Origin of the sequence: Mycobacterium mantenii, assembly GCF_001667865.1 — a bacterium.
GTDB classification, from domain to species: domain Bacteria; phylum Actinomycetota; class Actinomycetes; order Mycobacteriales; family Mycobacteriaceae; genus Mycobacterium; species Mycobacterium mantenii_A.
Window position 1 is genome coordinate 16,156 of the sequence record NZ_LZJP01000036.1, and the last position, 21,694, is coordinate 37,849.

The 21,694-nt window shown below is 70.1% G+C and carries 21 protein-coding genes; 6 read left to right on the top strand and 15 right to left on the bottom strand.

The genetic code is table 11. The features are described from left to right. Positions 1–3: 3 nt before the first annotated feature. The 5 genes from A5688_RS05975 to A5688_RS05995 all read right to left on the bottom strand — a co-directional run bounded on the left by A5688_RS05975 (position 4) and on the right by A5688_RS05995 (position 4,174). Positions 4–681, bottom strand: a complete 678-nt coding sequence (locus A5688_RS05975) for a hypothetical protein (RefSeq protein ID WP_067837431.1) — start codon at positions 679–681, stop codon at positions 4–6. A gap of 18 nt (positions 682–699) precedes the next feature. Further along, on the bottom strand, positions 700–1,170 hold the full coding sequence (locus A5688_RS05980; RefSeq protein WP_067913787.1) for a PH domain-containing protein: 471 nt from the start codon (positions 1,168–1,170) through the stop codon (positions 700–702). Next, the gene (ribH, locus tag A5688_RS05985) at positions 1,167–1,649 is read right to left on the bottom strand and encodes a 6,7-dimethyl-8-ribityllumazine synthase (RefSeq protein WP_067837435.1); all 483 of its coding nucleotides are present in this window, start codon (positions 1,647–1,649) and stop codon (positions 1,167–1,169) included. Before ribH ends, A5688_RS05980 begins: the two co-directional genes overlap by 4 nt. A 103-nt stretch (positions 1,650–1,752) precedes the next feature. Next, complete coding sequence (locus A5688_RS05990) at positions 1,753–3,030, bottom strand: bifunctional 3,4-dihydroxy-2-butanone-4-phosphate synthase/GTP cyclohydrolase II (RefSeq protein WP_067837437.1); 1,278 nt, start codon at positions 3,028–3,030, stop codon at positions 1,753–1,755. Positions 3,031–3,574: 544 nt separating this feature from the next. Continuing rightward, a complete protein-coding gene (locus A5688_RS05995; protein ID WP_067837439.1) occupies positions 3,575–4,174 on the bottom strand; it encodes a riboflavin synthase in 600 nt (199 codons plus the stop codon). Positions 4,175–4,292: 118 nt separating this feature from the next. Between A5688_RS05995 and A5688_RS06000 the strand changes: the two genes are divergently transcribed. Both A5688_RS06000 and A5688_RS06005 read left to right on the top strand, forming a co-directional pair. Further along, entirely contained in the window at positions 4,293–5,000 is a 708-nt protein-coding gene (locus tag A5688_RS06000) for an LppX_LprAFG lipoprotein (RefSeq protein WP_067837440.1), read from the top strand. Between the two features lie 2 nt (positions 5,001–5,002). Continuing rightward, entirely contained in the window at positions 5,003–6,577 is a 1,575-nt protein-coding gene (locus tag A5688_RS06005) for an MFS transporter (protein WP_067837443.1), read from the top strand. Here A5688_RS06005 and ribD read toward each other — a convergent pair. The 4 genes from ribD to fmt form a co-directional block, all read right to left on the bottom strand. Beyond that, positions 6,574–7,599 carry a bifunctional diaminohydroxyphosphoribosylaminopyrimidine deaminase/5-amino-6-(5-phosphoribosylamino)uracil reductase RibD gene (gene ribD, locus A5688_RS06010; protein WP_067837445.1) on the bottom strand — a complete coding sequence of 342 codons (1,026 nt, stop codon included), beginning with the start codon at positions 7,597–7,599 and terminating at the stop codon, positions 6,574–6,576. The genes A5688_RS06005 and ribD overlap by 4 nt on opposite strands. Continuing rightward, on the bottom strand, positions 7,596–8,294 hold the full coding sequence (gene rpe, locus A5688_RS06015) for a ribulose-phosphate 3-epimerase (protein ID WP_067837446.1): 699 nt from the start codon (positions 8,292–8,294) through the stop codon (positions 7,596–7,598). Before rpe ends, ribD begins: the two co-directional genes overlap by 4 nt. Positions 8,295–8,346: 52 nt before the next feature. Further along, complete coding sequence (locus tag A5688_RS06020; RefSeq protein ID WP_120312484.1) at positions 8,347–9,696, bottom strand: RsmB/NOP family class I SAM-dependent RNA methyltransferase; 1,350 nt, start codon at positions 9,694–9,696, stop codon at positions 8,347–8,349. Between the two features lie 110 nt (positions 9,697–9,806). Continuing rightward, entirely contained in the window at positions 9,807–10,754 is a 948-nt protein-coding gene (gene fmt, locus A5688_RS06025; RefSeq protein ID WP_067837450.1) for a methionyl-tRNA formyltransferase, read from the bottom strand. Positions 10,755–10,941: 187 nt separating this feature from the next. Here fmt and A5688_RS06030 point away from each other — a divergent pair, with 187 nt between their 5' ends. Continuing rightward, positions 10,942–11,769 (top strand): class I SAM-dependent methyltransferase, encoded by an 828-nt coding sequence (locus A5688_RS06030; protein WP_067837452.1) that lies wholly within the window; start codon positions 10,942–10,944, stop codon positions 11,767–11,769. A gap of 15 nt (positions 11,770–11,784) precedes the next feature. Here A5688_RS06030 and A5688_RS06035 read toward each other — a convergent pair whose 3' ends face one another. The 3 genes from A5688_RS06035 to A5688_RS06045 form a co-directional block, all read right to left on the bottom strand. Then, positions 11,785–12,270 (bottom strand): MarR family transcriptional regulator, encoded by a 486-nt coding sequence (locus A5688_RS06035; protein WP_067837453.1) that lies wholly within the window; start codon positions 12,268–12,270, stop codon positions 11,785–11,787. Between the two features lie 128 nt (positions 12,271–12,398). Then, entirely contained in the window at positions 12,399–14,411 is a 2,013-nt protein-coding gene (locus A5688_RS06040) for a primosomal protein N' (protein ID WP_207546610.1), read from the bottom strand. 78 nt (positions 14,412–14,489) lie between these two features. Beyond that, positions 14,490–15,272: a lysoplasmalogenase gene (locus A5688_RS06045; RefSeq protein WP_067837461.1), complete on the bottom strand. Its 783-nt coding sequence runs from the start codon at positions 15,270–15,272 to the stop codon at positions 14,490–14,492. Here A5688_RS06045 and A5688_RS06050 point away from each other — a divergent pair. From A5688_RS06050 to A5688_RS06060, 3 genes are read left to right on the top strand one after another with little or no spacing between them, the layout of a single operon-like run. After that, positions 15,271–16,245, top strand: coding sequence for an alpha/beta hydrolase (locus tag A5688_RS06050; RefSeq protein ID WP_067837466.1), 975 nt, complete (start codon positions 15,271–15,273; stop codon positions 16,243–16,245). The genes A5688_RS06045 and A5688_RS06050 overlap by 2 nt on opposite strands. 22 nt (positions 16,246–16,267) lie before the next feature. Further along, positions 16,268–17,230, top strand: a complete 963-nt coding sequence (locus tag A5688_RS06055; RefSeq protein WP_067837470.1) for an alpha/beta hydrolase — start codon at positions 16,268–16,270, stop codon at positions 17,228–17,230. Between the two features lie 10 nt (positions 17,231–17,240). Further along, positions 17,241–18,737: a flavin-containing monooxygenase gene (locus A5688_RS06060; RefSeq protein ID WP_067837474.1), complete on the top strand. Its 1,497-nt coding sequence runs from the start codon at positions 17,241–17,243 to the stop codon at positions 18,735–18,737. A gap of 12 nt (positions 18,738–18,749) precedes the next feature. Here the strand turns inward: A5688_RS06060 and metK are convergent, their stop codons facing one another. The 3 genes from metK to rpoZ form a co-directional block, all read right to left on the bottom strand. After that, on the bottom strand, positions 18,750–19,961 hold the full coding sequence (metK, locus tag A5688_RS06065) for a methionine adenosyltransferase (protein WP_067913785.1): 1,212 nt from the start codon (positions 19,959–19,961) through the stop codon (positions 18,750–18,752). Between the two features lie 97 nt (positions 19,962–20,058). Further along, entirely contained in the window at positions 20,059–21,321 is a 1,263-nt protein-coding gene (gene coaBC, locus A5688_RS06070) for a bifunctional phosphopantothenoylcysteine decarboxylase/phosphopantothenate--cysteine ligase CoaBC (protein ID WP_067827916.1), read from the bottom strand. Positions 21,322–21,342: 21 nt separating this feature from the next. After that, entirely contained in the window at positions 21,343–21,669 is a 327-nt protein-coding gene (gene rpoZ, locus A5688_RS06075) for a DNA-directed RNA polymerase subunit omega (protein WP_067827913.1), read from the bottom strand. Positions 21,670–21,694 lie beyond the last annotated feature (25 nt).

A 21,694-nucleotide genomic window follows, 5' to 3' on the forward strand; every position in this document is an offset into this window, starting at 1 on the left:
CAGCTAAGCGGTGCGCCCGTCGACCTGTGTTCGCCGTTTCGCCGCCCAGTCCGCCATCGGAAATCCGGGGGCGTTGTTACAGGCGGACAGCAGCAGAGCCACGTGGGGCAGCACGGCCAATCCGTAATCGCAGGTCCACCCTGGCTGGTTCATCGTCCATACCAGGACGCCTTCCGACGGCGTGGCGAAGCCGGCCAGCCGCATTGGCGGCGCCTCCCCGACCGGGGCGATGCCCACGGCGTCGTGGCGGCACTGGGCGACGGCGATGAAACCACTCACGACCTCGTGATGGGGGTCCAGCGCATTGTCGTAGGTGTCGACCGACTCGGCGTACAGCGCCGAACCATTGAATTGGTAGGCCGATTCGGCGTGGTCGGAGGAGCCGGCGGGTCGCAGCGGAGAGCCCTTGAAAAGCAGTGCCGCCGAGCACTCCGGCGGCCGGGCGGTGGTGAAATAGGTATCGCCCACCGGCATCGCGCTCGCGGCGCCGAACGGGGTGTCATCGCCGCTCTGCAGCAGTAGATCCTGCGCGCGGGCCTGCGGGGGTTTCACCGTTGTCGACGGCGCTCCCCCCGACTGGCCGGACGCCCGGACCGCCCGTCCCCCCACCACTGCGCTGCACCCACCGAGTGCCAGCATGGCGACGACGGCGATTGCGGCCACCCGTGCCTGAAGTGCCATCGGCTGATGGTACAGCGCTCAGTGCGTTTTCAGGTCCGGCCGATAGCGCGCCAGCAGCGACCGCACGGTGTCCATGGCCTCCACAGCACGCGCCTTATCGACGGCCTGGATGGCCATCACCGGGATGTACTCGTCATCGGGCAGGTCGATCCGCGCCCAGCGGTGCCCCACCGGAAACGAGACGCCGACCACGTCCGGCCATCCGATTAGCTTGTCGCCCAACAGGTTTCGCACCGAAACGCCGGCCGGTCCGACCCGCAGCCGCGGCCGCGCGAACAACAGTACGACGCCGGCGATGACCAGGCCCAGCATCGCGATGGCCACCTGGTCGGAGGTCTGAAAGACCACCCCGGTGGACCCCGCCTTGAGCAGAAGACCCACCGCGATGTGTGCCGCGGCGATGACGAACGCCGCCCCATAGGCGAACAACGGTGTGCGATGGGGACGCACCACCGCATCCCAAATCTCGCGGTCCGGAGGCGAAGTCACGACCGGGCGCGCAACTCACGCAGGGTCAGCGCGGTGGTGAGGGCCGCCAGTGTGGCTTGGGCCCCTTTGTCCTCGGCCGATTCCGGAAGGCCGGCCCGGTCCAGGGCCTGCTGCTCGGTGTCGGTGGTCAGCACGCCGTTGGCCACCGGAGTGGAAGTGTCCAACGACACCCGGGTCAGGCCCTGAGTCACCGCATCACACACGTATTCGAAATGCGGTGTCTGCCCACGAATTACGACACCCAGGGCGACCACGGCATCGTGGTTGCGGGCGAGTTCCTGCGCAATGACCGGGATCTCGATCGCGCCGACCACCCGGACCTCCGTCGGGTCGTCGATACCCGATTCCGAGGCCACCTTGCGGGCGCCCGCCAGCAGGGCGTCGCAGATTTCGGTGTGCCAGGTACTCGCGACCAGGGCCAGTCGCAGGCCGGTTGCATCCAGCGGCGGAACCTCCGGCACACCGTCGGCAGGGCTCATTTGCGCCCCTCCGCAGCATCGCTACGCTCTGCATCGTCGCGGACGGTGCTCATCTGCGCCCCCTCCTCAGCATCGCTACGCTCTGCATCGTCGCGGACGCGGCTCACAAAGCACCGCCGAATTCACCTGGCAGATGGACGGATTCGTGAAAGTCGTCCAGCCCGGCCAGGTCGTGGCCCATCTTGTCCCGCTTGGTCATCAGGTAACGGATGTTCTCCGCGTTGGCGCGCACCGGAAGCGGCACCCGCTCGATGATGTGCAGGCCGTACCCGTCCAGCCCGACGCGTTTGGCCGGGTTGTTGGTCAGCAGCCGCATCGAACGCACCCCGAGGTCCACCAGGATCTGCGCGCCGATCCCGTAATCCCTTGCATCGGCGGGCAACCCGAGCTTCAGGTTGGCGTCGACGGTGTCCTCACCGGCGTCCTGCAGCTGGTAGGCCTGCAGCTTGTGCATCAGCCCGATGCCGCGTCCCTCGTGGCCGCGCATGTACAGCACGATGCCGCGTCCCTCGCGGGCGACCATCGCCATCGCGGCGTCCAGCTGGGGCCCGCAATCGCAGCGCCGCGAGCCGAACACGTCACCGGTCAAGCATTCGGAGTGCACGCGCACCAGCACGTCGTCACCGTCGGCGTTCGGGCCGGCGATGTCGCCGCGCACCAGCGCGACGTGTTCGACTTCTTCGTAGATGCTGGAGTAGCCGATGGCACGAAACTCCCCGTGGCGGGTCGGTATCCGGGCTTCGGCGATGCGGGCGATGTGCTTCTCGTGTTTGCGTCGCCACTCGATCAGGTCGGCGATGGTGATCATGGCGAGATCGTGTTCGTCGGCGAAGACCCGCAATTCGTCCGTCTGCGCCATCGAGCCTTCGTCTTTTTGGCTGACGATCTCGCAGATGGCGCCCGCCGGCTGCAGCCCGGCCAGCCGGGCCAGGTCGACGGCGGCCTCGGTGTGCCCGGGGCGGCGCAGCACGCCACCGTCCTTGGCGCGCAACGGAACCACGTGACCGGGCCGGGTGAAATCGTCGGCGACGCTGGTCGGATCGGCCAGCAAGCGCATGGTGGTCGCCCGGTCCGAGGCCGAAATCCCGGTGCCCACACCCCGTCTTGCGTCGACCGTCACGGTATAGGCGGTGCCGTGCTTGTCCTGGTTCACCGCGTACATCGGCAGCAGGCCCAGCCGGTCGCAGACCTCGCCGTCCAGCGGCACGCACAGGTATCCCGAGGTGTAGCGCACCATGAACGCCACCATCTCCGGCGTCGCCTTCTCGGCGGCGAAGATCAGATCGCCCTCGTTCTCGCGGTCCTCGTCGTCGATGACGATGACGGCCTTGCCGGCCGCAATGTCGGCAACCGCCCTCTCGACGGAGTCCAACCTCGTCATCGTTGCTACCTTGCTGTCTCAGGGGTCCGCAGGAAGAGCCCAAGTGTTGCATTCAGTATGAACCACGGCGCGGGCCACGTTATTGCCGCGGCATTTTCCCCATGACTGCCACCTGGCGGCGACGCCGATCACGTGGTGTGGCGCGGTCCTCAGCGGGCTGCGCACCTTCGAAGACAACGCGGATCGGTGCGGCGAAACGACTCCTGATCCGGTGCCAGCAATCTACGCTGACCGCATGAGAATCGCGTTGAGAGTGGCGGTACCGTCCGTGACCTTGATGTTCGCAGCCGGATTGGCAGCGGGTGTCGCCTGCCCGCAACGGGCGACGGCCGACGCGTGCGCCGACGTCGGCGGCCGGCATGTGAGCGTCGGCGGGTGCACTGATCCGGGACGCTGGGGTAACTGGGTCCTTCCGGCCGGTGCGATGACGGTCCCGCCACCCGACGCACCACCGCCGTGCTACACCCCGTCCGGCGAGCCTTACTGGACGCCGCCGGGCGAGCCCTGTTAGCCGAACCGGGCCCGTTTCGCTCATCGCGCCGGGCTAGCGGACCATCAATCGTTCGACGTATTTCGCGATCACGTCGACTTCGAGGTTCACCTGCGTCCCGACCGGAGCGCGGCCCAAGGTGGTCAACTCCCGGGTGGTGGGAATCAGCGAGACTTCGAACCAGTCTTCCGGGCCACTGCCCAGCGCGGACACGGTCAGCGAAATCCCGTCGACGGTGATCGATCCCTTCTCCACGACGTAGCGGGCCACCGCGGCGGGCAGTTCGATCCGCACCACTTCCCAGTGTTCCGACTGCGTCCGGGCCACGATGTGCCCCGTCCCGTCGACGTGCCCCTGCACGATGTGCCCGCCCAGCCGGCTGTTGACGGCCGCGGCGCGCTCCAGGTTGACCCGGCTGCCCACCTGCAATTCGCCCAAGTTGGACCGGTTGAGCGACTCGGCCATCACGTCGGCGGTGAACTGACCGTCGGGCAACAGCTCGGCGACGGTCAGGCACACGCCGTTGACGGCGATGGAATCGCCGTGGCCCGCATCGGCCGTCACGACGGCGCCGCGAATGGTCAGCCGCGCCGCGTCGGAAAGGACGTCGCGAGCCGTCACCTCGCCGAGTTCCTCGACAATTCCGGTAAACATCCCCCCAGGCTAATTGGCCCCCGCTCAGGCTGATGAGCAGGGCAAACACCCGCGCCTCATCGACACTGGCACCCCGCGTTCACCAGGGCAGTCACCGGCACCCTCTACGATGCAGAGTATGCAGACCCGCCGCCGTCTACAGGCCGTCATCGCATCCCTGACCCTCGCCACCACCTTGATCGCCGGCTGTTCGTCGGGCTCGAAGCAGAGCAGCGCGCCGCTTCCCGACGGCACGACCTTGGTCAAGCAGTCGGCCGACGCCACCAAGAAAGTGAAGAGCGCGCACATCGCGCTGAGCATCCAGGGCAAGATCCCCGGGCTGCCCATCAAGACGCTGACCGGTGACCTCACCACGGCTCCGGCCACGGCCGCATCGGGCAACGCCCTGATCACCCTGGGCGGGTCCGACATCGACGCCAACTTCGTGGTGCTCGACGGGACGCTGTACGCCACCCTCACCCCGAACAAGTGGAGTGACTTCGGCAAGGCCTCCGACGTCTACGACGTCTCGGTGCTGCTGAACCCCGACAGCGGGCTGGGCAACGCGCTGGCGAACTTCAGCAACGCCAAGTCCGAGGGCCGCGACACCATCAACGGGCAGAGCACCATCCGCGTCAGCGGAAACGTGTCGGCGGACGCGGTGAACAAGATCGTGCCGCAGTTCAACGCGACGCAGCCGGTGCCCAGCACGGTGTGGGTCCTGGAGACCGGTGACCACCAGCTGGTCCAGGCCAACCTGCAGAAGAGCTCGGGCAACTCCGCCCAGATCACCCTGTCCAACTGGGGCGAGCAGGTTCAGGTAACCAAGCCCCCGGTGAGCCAGTGACCGTGGACACCGCAGCCCTGGCCGGGCACCAGACCGGACGCCGCGTAGCGATCAGCGCGGGCAGCCTGGCGGTCCTGCTGGGCGCCCTGGACGCGTATGTCGTCGTGACGATCATGCGCGACATCATGACCGACGTTCACATCCCGATTAACCAGCTGCAGCGCATCACCTGGATCATCACGATGTACCTGCTGGGCTACATCGCCGCGATGCCGTTGCTGGGCCGCGCCTCCGACCGGTTCGGCCGCAAGCTGGTGCTGCAGGTCAGCCTGGCGCTGTTCATCGTCGGCTCGGTGGTCACCGCGCTGGCCGGCCACTGGGGCGATTTCCACCTCCTGATCGGCGGACGCACCATCCAGGGTGTGGCCAGCGGCGCGCTGTTGCCGGTCACCCTCGCTCTCGGTGCCGATCTGTGGTCGCAGCGCAACCGCGCCGGCGTGCTCGGCGGCATCGGGGCCGCCCAGGAGCTCGGTAGCGTGCTGGGCCCGCTGTACGGGATCTTCATCGTCTTCTTGTTCCATGACTGGCGCTACGTCTTCTGGATCAACGTCCCGCTGACCCTGATCGCCATGGTGATGATCCAGTTCAGCCTGCCCGCGCACGAGCGGGTGGAGGAGCCCGAGAAGGTCGACCTGGTCGGCGGTGTGCTACTCGCGGTCGCCCTGGGCCTGGCCGTCATCGGCCTCTACAACCCGGAACCCGACGGCAAGCAGATCCTGCCCAGCTACGGGTTGCCGCTGGTCATCGGCGCGGTCGTGGTCGGGGTGCTGTTCCTGCTCTGGGAGCGCTTCGCGCGCACCCGGCTGATCGAACCGGCGGGCGTGCACTTCCGCCCGTTCCTCGCCGCGCTGGGCGCCTCGCTGTTCGCGGGTGCCGCGCTGATGGTGACGCTGGTCGACGTCGAGCTGTTCGGCCAGGGCGTGCTCGGACAGTCCCAGACGCAGGCCGCCGGGCTGTTGTTGTGGTTCTTGATCGCGCTGCCGATCGGGGCGGTGCTGGGCGGCTGGATCGCCACCCGGGTCGGTGACCGGGTGATGACCTTCGTCGGGCTGCTCATCGCGGCGTACGGGTACTGGCTGATCCACTACTGGCGCCAAGACGTGATGAGCCAGAAGCACGACATCTTCGGGGTGTTCAGCGTGCCTGTGCTGCACGCCGACCTGCTGGTGGCCGGTGTGGGCCTGGGCCTGGTGATCGGGCCGCTGACCTCCGCCGCGCTGCGGGTGGTGCCGTCCGCCCAACACGGCATCGCCTCGGCGGCCGTGGTGGTGGCCCGGATGACGGGCATGCTTATCGGTGTGGCCGCGCTCAGCGCGTGGGGCCTGTACCGGTTCAACCAGATCGTGGCGGGCCTGACGGCCGCGATCCCGGCCAACGCCTCCCTGTTGGAGCGCATCGCCGCCCAGGGCACGATGTACCTCAAGGCCTTCGCCATGATGTACGGCGACATCTTCGAGGCCACCGTCGGCATCTGCGTTCTCGGGGCGCTGCTGGGCCTGTTGATCGGCGGCCGCAAGGAGCACGCCGAGGAGCCGGAAGTCGCCGAGCCGCAATCGGTTTCGATGGGTGAGCGCTAGCCGCTGCGCGGCACCAGGCTGAGCACCAGATCGGGGCCGACCCGGTCGATTCCGTCGAACTGCCAGCGCAGCGCCCGCGCGATCGTCGACACCCCCACGTCGTCGACCGCTGTCACGGGGCCGCCCAGCAGGGTCGGCGCGACGTAGGCCAGGATCCGGTTGACCACCCCGGCGCGCAGGAAGGCCCCCGCCAGCGTCGGGCCACCCTCCAGCAGCACGTCGGTACGATCCGAAACGGCCTTGAGCACCTCCATGGGGTCGTGCGTGCGGATCAGCATGGTCCGCGAATCGTCGTTGAGAACCTTTGCCTCTGAAGGTATTTCACGCATTCCGACGACCACGCGCAGCGGTTGCCGGTCGGCCAGCGAGCCGTCGGGCAGTCGCGCGGTCAACGCGGGGTCGTCGGCCAGCACGGTGCCGGTTCCCACCACGATCGCGTCGGCGACCGCGCGGCGCCGATGCAGATCCAGCCGTGAGGCCTCGCTGGAGATCCATTGGCTGGAACCGTCTGCGGCCGCGCTGCGGCCGTCGACGCTGCTGGCGTATTTCCACGTCAGATGCGGCAGGCCGGTCCGCTGCTTGTACAGCCACTCCCGCAGCGGGCCCCCGGTCACCTCGTCGGCCAGCACGCCCGAGCGCACCGCGACGCCCGCTTGCTCGAGCCGGGCCGCCCCGCCGGCGGCCTCCGGGTTGGGGTCGGCGACGGCGTACACCACGGTGCCGACCTTCGCGTCCAGCAGGGCGTTCACACACGGCGGGGTTTTGCCGTAGTGATTGCACGGCTCGAGCGTTACCACGGCGGTGCCACCGGCCGCCAAACCGCCGGCCCGCCGCAGGGCCAGGATCTCGGCGTGATCGCCGCCGGCGGGTTCGGTGGCGCCGACGCCGACGACCTCGCCGCCGGCATCCAGGATGACCGCCCCCACCGGCGGATTCGGGTAAGTGGTCCCCTTGACCTGGTTGGACTGGTCGATCGCCAAGCGCATCGCGGAGTCGAGGCTGTCGCCCGGCGGAACCGTCATCGACGCAGGTGCGGGGATGCGCCGGCGGCCTGTCGGCGCAGCGCTTCTATCGCGGCCTTGGGGTCGTCGGCGCCGTACACGGCCGACCCGGCGACGAAGCAATCGACGCCGGCCTCGGCGGCCTGCTCGATGGTGTCCGCGTTGATGCCGCCGTCGATTTCGACGAGGATCGTCAACTCCCCCGCCTCGATGAGCTTGCGCGCGGTGCGCACCTTGCTGAGGACCTCGGGGATGAAGCTCTGGCCGCCGAAGCCCGGCTCCACCGACATGATGAGCAGGGTGTCGAACTGCGGCAGGATTTCCAGGTAGGGCTCCAGCGGGGTCCCCGGCTTCACGCTGATGCCCGCTTTCGCGCCGGCGGCGCGGATGTCGCGGGCCACCGCGATCGGATTCTGGGTGGCCTCGGCGTGGAAGGTGACGTTGTACGCCCCCGCTTCGGCGTAGGGAGGCGCCCAGCGGTCGGGGTCCTCGATCATCAGATGGCAGTCCATCGGGATGGTGGTGGCGGCCAGCAGGCTCTCCACCACGGGCAGCCCGAAGGTCAGATTCGGCACGAAGTGGTTGTCCATCACATCGACGTGCAACCAGTCTGCGCCGGTCACGGCGGCGGCTTCGTCGGCGAGCCGGGCGAAGTCGGCGGAAAGGATCGACGGCGCGATCAGAGGCCCCTTCAACGGTTCCGTATTGCGAGGCATGAGCGCCAGACTACTGAGCCGCGCAGCCCGATTCACATCCGGCGCGCCCGGGCTACCCCGCCTCGCGGCGCAGCGCGGCCGCGAACATCGCGTCGGTGCCGTGCCGGTGCGGCCAGAGCTGGACGTACGGCCCGTCCCCCAGGTCGGCGACGGGCTCGAACAGCGGCCGGGTGTCCAGCGCGCTCACCGGGTGGCGGCGCAGCGCGTCGGCGACGACGCCGACGGTCTCGGCCAGGTGCGGCGAGCAGGTCGCGTAGAGCACCACGCCGCCCGGCCGGGTCAGTGCGATCGCGGCGCCCAGCAATTCGCGCTGCAGCTTGGTGAGCGTGGGCACGTCGGCGGGTTGACGCCGCCATCGGGCTTCCGGCCGACGCCGCAGCGCCCCCAGCCCGGTGCAGGGCGCGTCGACGAGCACCCGGTCGAAGGTGGGCTCCAGGTCGGTGTGCCGCCCGTCGACCCGCAGCACGTCGACGGGCAGGCCGCGCGTGTTTTCGGCCACCAGATCGGCGCGGCGCGGACCCGGCTCCACCGCGGTGAGCCGGAATCCGGACTCCGAGTGCTGCTGCGCGCCCAGGGATGCCAGCAGCGCCGTCTTCCCGCCCGGGCCGGCACACAGGTCCAGCCACCGCCCGCCGTCGCCGCCGACCGGCGCCAGCGTCAGCGCCCGGGCCACCAGCTGGCTGCCCTCGTCCTGGACGAGCGCGACGCCATCGCGCACCGGCGCCAGCCGCCCGGGATCGCCGCCCGCCAGGTACACCGCATACGGCGAATACCGGCCGACCGTGCCGCCCACCGCCTCGGCCAGTTCGGCGGCGGTCAGCGCGCCAGGCCGCGCGGCCAGATGCACCTGAGGCCGTTCGTCGTCGCTGGCCAGTACCGCGTCGAGCTCGGTCGCGGCGGCGCCCAACGCATCGGCGAACGCCTGGGCGATCCACCGGGGATGTGCATGCACGAACGCGGCGTGCCCGACCGGATCCTGCGCCGGATTCGGGGCCAACTCCCGCACCCAGGACTGCTCGTCGCGCCCGGAGATGGTGCGCAGCACCCCGTTGACGAAACCCGCTCGCGCCGAATCGAATTCGATACCGGCTTGCTCGACGGTGGTGGACACCGCGGCGTGCGCGTCGACCCGGGTGCGCAACAGCTGATACGCGCCGAGGCGCAGCAGGTCGAGCAACACGGGATCGATGGCCTGCGGCGAGCGCCCAGCGGCCGCGCCGATGACGGCGTCGAGCAGGCCCCGGCTGCGGCAGGTGCCGTAGGTCAGCTCGGTGGCGAATGCCGCGTCGCGACCGGTGATTCCGCGTTCGCGCAGCAGGGCGGGCAACGCCAGGTTCGCGTAGGCGTCGCGCTCGCTGACCGCCCGAAGCACGTCGAATGCGGCGGCGCGGGCCGGGTCCAGCGGCCGGCGCGGCGGCCGGCGGTCCCGTTGTGGCGGACGGCGGTCGCGCTGCTGCGGGCGCGGCGGCTTGCGCTCCGGCCGCCCGCGCTGCGGCCTGTCGCGGCCGGTGCTCACGTCGCCCGCACCGCGGGGTCGAGCCGGGCGCCGCGCGCCCAGTCGACGGCGTTCATGAATCTCTTTCCCGGCGGCTGGATTTGGCCCAGCCGTACCGGATCGGAACCCGTGCCGACCCAGACGCTTTTGCGGTCGACGTGAATAGCTCCGGGCGACAACGGTTCTGGCGGTGCGGTGGCCTCGACGGCCTCCACGGCCTGCACCGGCCCCAGTTTGATGCGCAGGTCGCCGATCAAGGTCCAGGCGCCGGGGCTGGGCGTGACCGCGCGAATGCGGCGATCCACCACCTGCGCCGGCAGGTCCCAGCGCACCCGGGCCTGCTCCACGGTGATCTTGGGCGCGACGCTGACCCCGTCGGCGGGTTGCGGCACCGGGGTCAACGTCGCGTCCGCGATGCCGTCCAGCGTGGTCGACAACAGGGCCGCACCCGAAACGGCAAGTCGCTCAAGCAGTTCCCCGGCGGTATCGGTCGGCCGGATCGTCTCCGTCACCACTCCGTAGATCGGCCCCGAGTCCAGGCTCGGCTCGATCCGGAATGTCGAGGCGCCGGTGATGCTGTCGCCCGCCGCGATGGCCGCCTGCACCGGCGCGGCGCCGCGCCAGGCGGGCAGCAGCGAGAAGTGCAGGTTGATCCACCCGTGCGGGGGCACGCCCAGCAGGCCGTCGCGCAACAGCGCACCGTAGGCCACGACCGCGCAGCAGTCCGGCGCCAACGCCGAGAGCTCCGCGACGAATTCGTCCGAGTTCGGCCGTGCCGGCCGCAACACCGGGATGCCGCGGTCGAGCGCCTCGCGGGCCACCGGCGACGGCTCCGGCTTGCCGCGGCGTCCGACGGCCGCGTCGGGCCGGGTCAGCACCGCGATCACCTCGTGACGCGGTGAGTCGATGAGGCGCCGCAGTGCGGGCAGCGCGGGCTCGGGGGTTCCGGCGAAGACAAGGCGCACCGGCCCAGTCTAGAAAGCGGCGGATGCGCGCCCGACCCGCCCGAGTCGCCATCATATGCGTGCGTACACTGTTGCTTATGGTTACTATTTCTGGGAGTAACTATTTAGCGGTGTGAACCGCACCGCCGATTCGTGTCGACAACGAGGTCGAGAGCCAACCCCTTCCCCTTCCCCCAAGGAGGTCCAGATGACCCTCGACACCACCATCAGCGACGCTTCGGTGGCCGCAACGCATCGCACGGTCTGGGCGCTGGGCGACTACGCCCTGATGGCCGAGGAGGTGATGGCCCCGCTCGGTCCCGCCCTGGTCAAAGCCACCGGCATCGAGTCCGGTGTGCGCGTTCTCGACGTCGCCGCCGGCTCGGGCAACATCTCGCTTCCGGCGGCCGCCACCGGCGCCACCGTCGTCTCCACCGACCTCACCCCGGAGTTGCTGCAGCGGTCGCGGGCCAGGGCCGAGGCGCGGGGCCTGACGATCGATTACCGGGAGGCCAACGCGCATGCGCTGCCGTTCGGCGACGGCGAATTCGACGTCGTCATGTCCGCGATCGGCGTGCAATTCGCCCCCGATCAGCAGCGCGCCGCCGCCGAACTGGTTCGGGTATGCCGCCCGGGCGGCACGATCGGCGTGATCAGCTGGACCCCCGAAGGGTTCTTCGGCCGGATGCTCGCCACCATCCGGCCGTACCGGCCGAGCCTGTCGCACCCCGTGCCGCCGGCGGCCCTCTGGGGACGCCCGGGCTACGTCGCCGCGCTGCTCGGTGACCACATCGCCGCTTTCACCGCCACGCGAGGCATGTTGGCGGTCAACCGGTTCGACAGCGCCGAGGCGGTGCACGCGTACTTCAAGGCGCACTACGGCCCGACGATCGAGGCGTACGCGAACATCGGCCACAACCGCGTGCTGGCCGCCGAGCTCGACGCCCAACTCGTCGAGCTCGCCCAGGACCACCTCGTCAACGGCACCATGGGCTGGGAGTACCTGCTGGTGACCGCCGAAAAGCGGGCCGACTAGCTCGGAGGGTGGCGGCTACAGGTCGATCTCGGCGTCCAGGTGGACGTCGGGCTCGCCACCGGCGGCGGTGAAGGCCGTCAGGGCCCGCACCAGCCCGTGCCGCTCCGGCGGTGGCATCTTCGCCACGATGGCCGCGATTTCGGCGCGCCGGTGCGCGGTGACCTGGCGGACGATTTCGCGGCCGCGCGTGGTCAGCGCGGCGAGCAGCTCACGGCGCGAGGTCGGGTGCGGCAAGCGGTCGATCAGCCCGGCGGCGACCAAGCGGTCCACCATCCTGCCGGTGGCCGACGGCTGCACACCCAGCAGGCCCGCCAGGGTGGCCAGGTTGACCGGGCCGCGATTGGACAGGATCACCAGCGTCCGGAACTGCGCGATGGTGATGGTCTCGTCGACCTGCCCGACGGAGCGCGCCGAGATGGCCATAAGCAAACGGGAGGCCGTCAGCAAAGCATCGGTGATGACGTCCAAGGACTCGTCAACGGCGGTGTTGTCCGCTGCCATATCGCCCCTTTTCGGATGGGTTCCGGCCTCTCGGCGGCTGAGGATTAGAAAGTGTAGCAACCTTCTAATGTCGTAAGAAGAGATTATTGCATACACATATTGTCGCCTAGGGTAACGGTTCGTGAAGGTTACCCGATGTGCAGCGGGTCGATCTGCACCCGGGCCGGCTCGTGGGTTTGCCGGGCGCTGAGCACGCCGACGCCACGGCGCAGCGCCGCCGCCAGCGCCAGGCCCTGCTGACGCGGCACGCGCACCAGCATTCTCGTCACCGGGGCGCCGGCCGGGGTTCCGGCAGGGCGGCGCACACCGGGCGGAAGGTCAACCGGCCCAAGCAGATCGGCCTGCAGGGTCTCCTGATCGGACAGCCGGGCCTCGTCGAGCAGCGCGGCCACGGCGCCGGCGGTCCCGTCGATGGCCGCCATGTGCACGCTGGGCGGCAGACCGACCTCGGCTCGCGCCGACACCTCGGCCTCCGCGTGGCCCACCGGATCCCAGCGGATCAGCGATTGCACCGTGGGAAGCGATGACTCGGCGACCACCATCACCACGCCGCCGTCGCCGCGGGCACGCACCAGCGCGGCGGCGCTCATCCAGCGCCACAACGCGTCCTCGGCCGCGCGCAGGTCCTGCCGGCCCAGCAGCGCCCAGGTGTCCAACAGCAGGGCCGCCCCATAACCGCCGCAGGCCTGCGGCTCGGCGCCCGGGGTGGCCACCACCAGGGCCGGACCCGCCGCCACCTCGGGCACGACTCCGTCCCCCGACGACGTGATCACCGCCGTACCGGGAAACGCGCGGCCGAGTTCTTCGGCGGTGCGGCGGGCCCCGACGACGACGGCGCGCACCGCGTCCGACCCGCAGCGCGCGCACCGCCGCGTCGGGTCGACGCGACCGCACCAGCGGCAGAGCAGCGCCGCGCCACCCTCCTGCAGCGACAGCGGCCCCGTGCAGTGCCGGCAACGGGCGATGGTGCGGCAGCGCGCGCAGGCCAGCGCCGGGACGTACCCCCGCCGCGGCACCTGCACCAGCACCGGCGCCTCGGCCTGCAGCGCCGAGCGGGCGGCGCGCAGCGCGATGGACGGAAGGCGTGCCGTGCGCGCCGCCGGGTCGCGCTCGTCGGCGTAGCCGGTGTCGTCGAGGGCGATCACCCGCGGCGTGCGGGCGCGCACCACCGGCCGCGCCGCGACGATGTCGTGCGCCCAGCCGCTGCGCACCAGCGCATGGGCTTCGGCGGTGCGCGCGTAGCCGCCGATCAGCGCCGCGCACCGGGCCTGATGCGCGCGCAGCATCGCCACCTCGCGGGCATGCGGGTACGGCGCCCGCGGCTCGGCCAGGCTGTCGTCGGCGTCGGCCCACACCATGACCAGCCCCAGGTCGCTCAGCGGCGCGAACACCGCGCTGCGGGTACCGATCACCAACCGCGCGGAGCCGCGGAGCGCGGCGAGCCAGCGCCGGTACCGGGCCGCCGGCCCCAGACCGGCCGACAGGGCCACCACGGCGGCCTCGTCGATCCGGGCCGTCGCGGCGTGCCACAGCGCGTCCAGGTCGCGCTGATCGGGAACGATCGCCAGCACCGAGCGGCCGGTCCGCACGGTTTGCGCGGCCGCGTCGGTGAACCGGCCCGTCCACGACTCGCCCGGCAGCGCCTGCCAGACGGCCCGGGCAGCCCGCGATTCGGCCAGGGCGGCCAGGAACTGAGCGCCGCGGCCGTACGCGTCCCAGCCCGAGGGGTCGACGGGACCCGGGATCACCGGATCCCGGCCGGCCGGGGGTTCCCGCTCCACCCTGGCGTGCCGGGCCGGCACCGCCAGCCGCAGCACGTCGGGGCGGGTGCCGGCGTAGTGCGCCGCCACCGCGTCGACCAGCCGGCGGATTTCCGGGGTGAGCACCGGTTCGGCCGAGACGACGCGATCCAGCCAGCCCAGCTTCCCCGGGTGGTCGGTGTCGTTGCGGCGCTCCAGCACAAACCCGTCGACCAGCCGGCCGTGAAAGCGCACCCGGACCCGCACCCCGGGCTGGGCGTCGTCGGACTGCTCGGCCGACACCAGATAGTCGAACTCGCGGTCCAGATGCGGCACCGACAGCATCGGCAGCACCCGGGCGATGGGCTCCACCTCGACGGGCGTGCGCGCGCTGGGGCTCACCGCGTCCCCGGGCCGCGAATCATGTTGCTATCCAATGCATTACCGTCCGGTCCGCAGCGTACCGGGCACGGGCGACACTCAGCTCTCGGCGGGCGCCGGGGCGTCCCCGGCGGCCGCCCCGGTGTGCTGGGCGGGCACCTCGCGGCCGAAGAAGAAGCCGGCCGTGATCAGGATCTGGGCCGCCGCGTAGGACCACCAGATCGGCACGGCCAGCGCCTCGTTGCCCAGGATGAACCGCCCGATGGCGATCATCGAGTCCGAGGCCGCGAAGCACACTGCACCCATCGCCGTCCAGATCGTCGGCAGTTTCGCCAGCAGGGCCGTACACACCATCGCGGTCAGCACCACGATGTAAACCGTCACCGGCAGCGTCAGCTTGTCCGCGCCCAGGTGGGGCCAGAACCAGACCAGCAGCGCGATCGACGCCGCACACATCAGGATCACCGCGGCGATGCGCACCGCCGACGGCCGCGCATCATTGGCGGCCCCGGAGAACGCCGGTACCAGCGGCAGCAGCGCGGCCACGAAACACAAGTGCGCCAACAGGAATGCCGCCAGGCCCACCACGAAAGACAGCGTCCACCACGGGATCGCCAGCACCCAGTCGCCGACGGCCGAGAGCAATAGCGCCAGCATCAGCCACCGCCGCTCGCGGACGTTTGCGTGGCCCGCCGCGGCAAGGGTCAGCAGGAACGCCATCGAGGCCTTGAACGCCGGCTGCAGCACCCAGTGCCCGGTCAGCTCCACTCCCGGCGGCGAGCGCAGGGCCAGCACGGTCAGGTAGATGCCGTAGCCGAGGGCCACCCAGCCGGCCACCACCCAGGCGCCTGCCATCAGGCGAGGTGCGTACGGTACGTCCATGCCCAGCTTGGATAACACAGCCGACGAGAAACCCGCTATCGACCCCATTCTGCAGAAGGTACTGGATGCGGTTCCCTTCCGGCTATCCACTGAGGACGGAGTCGACGCGGCGCGGCAGCGGTTCCGCGACCTGCCGCGCCGGCCATTGCATCCCGAACTGCGGGTCGAGGACCGCACGATCCCGGGCCCCGCCGGCTCAATCGCGGTCCGGATCTATTGGCCGCCAGCACATTCCGACGGGCATCCGGAGGGCGCCGCGGCGCCGGTCGTGCTGTTTTTCCACGGTGGCGGCTTCGTCGTCGGCGACCTCGACACGCACGACGGCGCGGCCCGCCAGCACGCGGTCGGCGCCGACGCGATCGTGGTGTCCGTCGACTACCGGCTGGCCCCCGAGCACCCCTACCCCGCCGCCGTCGAAGACGCTTGGGCCGCAACGCTTTGGGTCGCCGAGAACGCCACCGAGTTGCACGGCGACCCGGGCCGGATCGCGGTCGCCGGGGATTCGGCCGGCGGCACCATCTCCGCCGCGGTGGCGCAACGGGCGCGGGACAACGCCGGGCCGCCGATCGTGTTCCAGCTGTTGTGGTATCCGTCGACCATGTGGGACTCGTCGCTGCCGTCGTTCACCGAGAACGCCACGGCGCCCATCCTCGACGTCAAGGCCGTCGCGGAGTTCTCCCGTTGGTACGCGGGCGAAGTCGACATGTCCGATCCGCCGTCGGACATGGCCCCGGGGCGGGCGACGGACCTGAGCGACCTGGCGCCGGCCTACATCGCCGTCGCCGGCTACGACCCGCTGCGCGACGACGGCATCCGGTACGGCGAGTTGCTGGCGGCCGCCGGCGTCGCCGCCCGGGTACACAACGCCGAGACGCTGGTGCACGGCTACCTGGGGTATGCGGGTGTGGTGCCCGCGGCCACCGCGGCGCTCGAGGGCGGACTGACGGCGTTGCGAACCGCCCTGCACGCGTGACCCCGCAGCGTACGGTAAACGCATGAGCGAGCCGACCATCGCCCGCCCGGGGATCGATCCGACGTTCAAGGCGCTGCTCGACGCCTTTCCGATGACGTTCCGCGAGGCCGACGGCGTCGAGGTCGCCCGCTCGCGGCTCCGGCTGCTCAAGGTGCCGCCGAAGATGCTGCCGGAGCTGCGGATCGAGGACCGCACGGTCGCCCACGGCGACCGGACCGACATCCCGGTGCGCATCTACTGGCCCGACAGTGACCTCGAACCGCTGCCGGTGGTCGTCTTCTACCACGGCGGCGGGTTCTGCCTGGGCGACCTGGACACCCACGACCCGGTCGCCCGGGCGCACGCCGTCGGCGCCGAGGCCATCGTGGTGTCCGTCGACTACCGGCTGGCCCCCGAGCATCCGTTCCCGGCCGGGGTGGACGACTGTTGGTCGGCCCTGCAATGGGTCGCCGAGCACGCCGCCGAGATCGGCGGCGACCCGGACAACATCGCCGTGGCCGGCGACTCGGCGGGCGGCAACCTCGCCGCGGTGACGGCGCTGCTGGCCCGCGAGAACGGCGGCCCCGCACTGCGCTTCCAGCTGCTGTGGTACCCGACGGTCACCGCGGATCTGTCCCTGCCGTCGTACACCGACAACGCCGCGGCGCCGATTCTGAACCGTGAGGTGATCGACGCGTTTCTGTCCTGGTACGTCCCCGACCTCGACATCACCGACCCGACTGCGCTGCCCACCACGATGGCGCCGGCAAACGCCGCGGACCTGTCCGGGCTGGCGCCGGCCTACATCGGCACCGCCGAACACGATCCGCTGCGCGATGACGGGGCCCGTTACGCCGAGCTGCTGGCCGCCGCGGGCGTGCCGGTCGAGCTGAGCAACGAGCCCACCCTGGTGCACGGGTACGTCAGCTTCGCCCTGGCGATACCCGCCGCCGCCGAGGCCGCCGAGCGCGGCCTGACGGCGCTCAACAAGGCGCTGCACCCCTAGGCAGGCAACGATGGTCCCGCACGAAGACGAAACCCCCGACTATCACACGCTGATCATCGGCGCCGGATTCTCCGGCATCGGCGCGGCCATCAACCTGGACCGGGCCGGGCTGCCCGACTACCTGGTGATCGAAGCCGGCGACGGGGTCGGCGGCACCTGGCACTGGAACACGTATCCCGGTATCGCCGTGGACATTCCGTCATTCTCCTATCAGTTCTCCTTCGAGCAGAGCCGGCACTGGTCGCGCACCTACGCGCCGGGCCGCGAGCTCAAGGCCTATGCCGAACACTGCGCCGACAAGTACGGCATCCGATCCCGAATCCGGTTCAACACCAAGGTGCAAAGCGCCGAGTTCGACGACGAGCGCGGCCTGTGGCGGGTACAGACCGACCCCGGCGGGGAGGTGACCGCCAGGTTCGTGATCAGCGCCTGCGGCGTGTTGACGGTGCCGAACCTGCCCGACATCGACGGCGTGGACTCGTTCGGCGGCATCACCATGCACACCGCGCGGTGGGATCACGGCCAGGATTTGCGCGGCAAGCGCGTCGCGGTGATCGGCACCGGGGCCTCGGCCGTACAGGTGATTCCCGAAATCGCGCCGATCGTCAACCAGCTCACCGTATTTCAGCGCACCCCGATCTGGTGTTTTCCCAAATTCGACGTTCCGTTGCCCGCGGCCGCGCGCTGGGCAATGCGAATCCCCGGCGGCAAGTTCCTGCAGCGCCTGCTCAGCCAGGCCTACGTGGAGCTCACCTTCCCCATCTCGGCGCACTATTTCACCGTCATCCCGCTGGCCAAGAGGATGGCCTCACTGGGGAAATCCTATCTGCGGCAACAGGTTCAGGATCCGGCCGTGCGCGAGCAGCTGACCCCGAAGTACGCGGTGGGCTGCAAGCGCCCCGGTTTCCACAACGGCTACCTGGCCACGTTCAACCGCGACAACGTGCGGCTGGTCACCGAACCGATCGACAAGATCACGCCCGACGCTGTGGCCACCACCGACGGCGAGAACCACGAGATCGACGTGCTGATCCTGGCGACCGGCTTCAAGGTGATGGACCCCGACAACGTGCCCACGTTCGCGGTGACCGGAAGCGGCGGAAAGTCGTTGAGCCGGTTCTGGGATGAGCACCGGCTGCAGGCCTACGAAGGCGTTACCGTGCCGGGTTTTCCCAACCTCTTCACCGTGTTCGGTCCGTACGGTTACGTCGGCTCTTCATATTTCGCGCTCATCGAGGCGCAGACCCATCACATCGTGCGGTGCCTCAAACGCGCCGAGCGCGTCGGCGCGACCCGCGTCGAGGTGAGCGAGGAAGCCAACGATCGCTACTTTGCCGAGATGATGCGCCGACGGCACCGGCAGATCTTCTGGCAGGACAGCTGCCGGCTGGCCAACAGCTACTACTTCGACAAGAACGGCGACGTGCCGCTGCGTCCGGGCACCACCCCTGAGGTGTACTGGCGCAGCCGCAGGTTCGACCTGGACGACTACCGGTTCACCGGCTAGCGCCCGGCGGGCCTAGATCGCGCGCTTGAGGTCGTCGACCTTGTTGAGCTGCTCCCAGGGCAGTTCGATGTCGGTGCGGCCGAAGTGCCCGTAGGCGGCGGTCTGCGCGTAGATGGGGCGCAGCAGGTCCAGGTCGCGGATGATCGCGCCGGGCCGCAGGTCGAACACCTCCGGGACGATCTTCTCGATCTTGACCGGGTCGACGACCGCGGTGCCGAACGTCTCGATGAACAGCCCGACCGGGACGGCCTTGCCGATGGCGTAGGCCACCTGGACCTCGACCCGCTCCGCCAGCCCGGCGGCGACGATGTTCTTGGCCACCCAGCGCATCGCGTACGCCGCCGACCGGTCCACCTTGGACGGATCCTTGCCGGAGAAGGCGCCGCCGCCGTGCCGGGCCCAGCCGCCGTAGGTGTCGACGATGATCTTGCGGCCGGTCAGCCCGGCGTCGCCCATCGGCCCGCCGAGCACGAACTTGCCGGTCGGGTTGACCAGCACCCGCGTCGCCGACGAGTCCAGGGTGTCGTGGGCCAGCTCGTCCAGCACGGTCTTGAGCACGTGCTGCCGGATGTCGGGATCCAGCGTCTTCTCCAGGTCGATGCCGTCGGCGTGCTGGGTGGAGACCACCACGGTGTCCAGCCGGACGGGCACGTCGTCCTCGTACTCGATGGTGACCTGCGTCTTGCCGTCCGGACGCAGGTAGGGCAGGGTGCCGTTCTTGCGGACCTCGGTCAGCTTCCGCGACAGCCGGTGCGCCAGCGCGATCGGCAGCGGCATCCGCTCGGGGGTGTCGTTGATGGCGTAGCCGAACATCAGGCCCTGGTCACCGGCGCCCTGTAGGTCCAGCGGGTCCGCGGCGCCCTCGACACGCGTCTCGTGTGCGGTGTCGACGCCCTGGGCGATGTCGGGCGACTGACGGCCGATGCCGATGTTCACGCCGCAGGTCTCGCCGTCGAACCCTTTCTCGGACGAGTCGTAGCCGATCTCGAGGATGCGCTCGCGAACGGTGTTGGTGATGTCGGCGAACGCCTCTTTGGCCGTCGTCGTCACCTCACCCACCACGTGCACCTGTCCGGTGGTGACCAGCGTCTCGACCGCGACACGTGAGCGGGGGTCCTGCGCCAGCAGGGCGTCGAGGACCGAGTCGCTGATCGCGTCACAGATCTTGTCGGGATGTCCCTCAGTCACCGACTCACTGGTAAACAGGCGACCCTTTTCGCTCACAATCTCTACCCTTCCAAATAGTTAGTTAACCGAATTATATCGGTTGGTATCGGGCCGGCCAGCACCTGGCCTGGCGCCACAGGAAAACCGAACCGTATTACGCGCCGCCGTGCAGGAACGCGGCGATCGCATCCACGATACGACTGGCCATCAATGTCTTGGAGCCGTGCTGCAGCGCCGACTCGGTACCGTCGGCCGCCAGCAGCCAGCCGTCGTTGTTGTCCACCTCGAAGGCCCTGCCGTCGCCCACCGCGTTCACGACCAACAGATCGCAGCCCTTGTTGCGCAGCTTCGCCCGGGCGTGAAACAGCACGTCCCCGTTGGCATCACCGGTCTCGGCGGCGAATCCCACGATGGCGCGCAGGTTCGGCAGCTCGCCGTGAGCGCGCGCACGCACCGCACCGGCCAGCACGTCGTCGTTGCGGACCAGCTCGATCGTGGGCGGTCCCTCTTGATCGTTGGGGCCCTTTTTGATCTTGGCGGCAGCAACCCGGGCGGGCCGGAAGTCGGCGACCGCGGCGGCCATCACCAGCACGTCCGCTTCGGACGCGTGCTTGGCCACGGCGTCGCCCAGTTGCTCGGCCGAGCTGACGCGGACCACCTCGACGCCGGCGGGGTCGATCAGCCCGGCGGTATGCCCGGCGATCAGCGTGACCTCGGCGCCGCGCTGGGCGGCCACCCGGGCCACCGCATAGCCCTGCTTGCCGGAGCTCCGGTTTCCGATGAAGCGCACCGGGTCGACCGGTTCACGGGTGCCGCCGGCGGTGACCAGCACCCTGCAGCCGGCGAGGTCGTACCGAAGCGCGTCGTGGCGCTCCAGCAGCAGGTGGGCCAGGGTGGTGATCTCCTCGGCTTCGGGCAGCCGGCCCGACCCGCTGTCCGTGCCGGTGAGGCGCCCGGCCGCGGGCTCGAGCACAATCGCTCCGCGGCGGCGCAGCGTGGCGACGTTGTCCACGGTGGCAGGGTGCAACCACATCTCGGTGTGCATCGCCGGCGCGAACAGCACCGGACATCGCGCGGTGAGCAGGGTGGCGGTCAGCAGGTCGTCGGCGCGGCCGTGTACCGCCCGGGCCAGCAGGTCCGCCGTCGCCGGCGCCACCACGACCAGGTCGGCCTCCTTGCCGAGCTGGACGTGCGGAACCTCCGGCACGTCGTCGAAGACGCCGGTGCGCACCGGCTCGCCGGAAAGCGCCTCGAACGTGGCGGCCCCGACGAAGCGCAACGCGGACTCGGTGGGGATGACGCGGACGGAATGGCCGGCCTCGGCGAGCTGACGAACGACGGTGCACGCCTTGTAGGCGGCGATACCGCCGGAGACGCCGACGATGACCCTTTTCGCGGCCCGATTACGGTCCTCCACAGCGCGCCCGGCCCGGCCCCGTTACTCGCCCTCGGTGTGCTCGAGCAGGTCGCTGTGAATCTCGCGCATCGCGATCGACAGCGGCTTTTCCTGCAGCCCCGGCTCGACCAGCGGACCCACGTATTCGAGGATGCCCTCGCCCAGCTGGTTGTAGTAGTCGTTGATTTGACGGGCCCGCTTGGCGGCGTAGATCACCAGGGCGTACTTGCTCGAGACGCGGTCCAGCAGCTCGTCGATGGGCGGGTTGGTGATGCCCAGCGGGGTGTCGTAGGCGCCCGGTCCCCCGGCGGACGGGTCGAACCGGTCGGGGACGGCGGCCAAGGCCGCGTCGGACTGCGGAATACTCACGTAGGTCAATCTCCTGGCGGATTGT

What these genes read in the sequence shown, in the direction of transcription:
- A5688_RS05975 (WP_067837431.1), bottom strand. Translation starts at nt 681, where the DNA reads ATGGCACTTCAGGCACGGGTGGCCGCAATCGCCGTCGTCGCCATGCTG.
- ribH (WP_067837435.1), bottom strand. Translation starts at nt 1,649, where the DNA reads ATGAGCCCTGCCGACGGTGTGCCGGAGGTTCCGCCGCTGGATGCAACC.
- A5688_RS05990 (WP_067837437.1), bottom strand. Translation starts at nt 3,030, where the DNA reads ATGACGAGGTTGGACTCCGTCGAGAGGGCGGTTGCCGACATTGCGGCC.
- A5688_RS05995 (WP_067837439.1), bottom strand. Translation starts at nt 4,174, where the DNA reads ATGTTTACCGGAATTGTCGAGGAACTCGGCGAGGTGACGGCTCGCGAC.
- A5688_RS06000 (WP_067837440.1), top strand. Translation starts at nt 4,293, where the DNA reads ATGCAGACCCGCCGCCGTCTACAGGCCGTCATCGCATCCCTGACCCTC.
- ribD (WP_067837445.1), bottom strand. Translation starts at nt 7,599, where the DNA reads ATGACGGTTCCGCCGGGCGACAGCCTCGACTCCGCGATGCGCTTGGCG.
- rpe (WP_067837446.1), bottom strand. Translation starts at nt 8,294, where the DNA reads ATGCCTCGCAATACGGAACCGTTGAAGGGGCCTCTGATCGCGCCGTCG.
- A5688_RS06030 (WP_067837452.1), top strand. Translation starts at nt 10,942, where the DNA reads ATGACCCTCGACACCACCATCAGCGACGCTTCGGTGGCCGCAACGCAT.
- A5688_RS06035 (WP_067837453.1), bottom strand. Translation starts at nt 12,270, where the DNA reads ATGGCAGCGGACAACACCGCCGTTGACGAGTCCTTGGACGTCATCACC.
- A5688_RS06050 (WP_067837466.1), top strand. Translation starts at nt 15,271, where the DNA reads ATGCCCAGCTTGGATAACACAGCCGACGAGAAACCCGCTATCGACCCC.
- A5688_RS06045 (WP_067837461.1), bottom strand. Translation starts at nt 15,272, where the DNA reads ATGGACGTACCGTACGCACCTCGCCTGATGGCAGGCGCCTGGGTGGTG.
- A5688_RS06055 (WP_067837470.1), top strand. Translation starts at nt 16,268, where the DNA reads ATGAGCGAGCCGACCATCGCCCGCCCGGGGATCGATCCGACGTTCAAG.
- A5688_RS06060 (WP_067837474.1), top strand. Translation starts at nt 17,241, where the DNA reads ATGGTCCCGCACGAAGACGAAACCCCCGACTATCACACGCTGATCATC.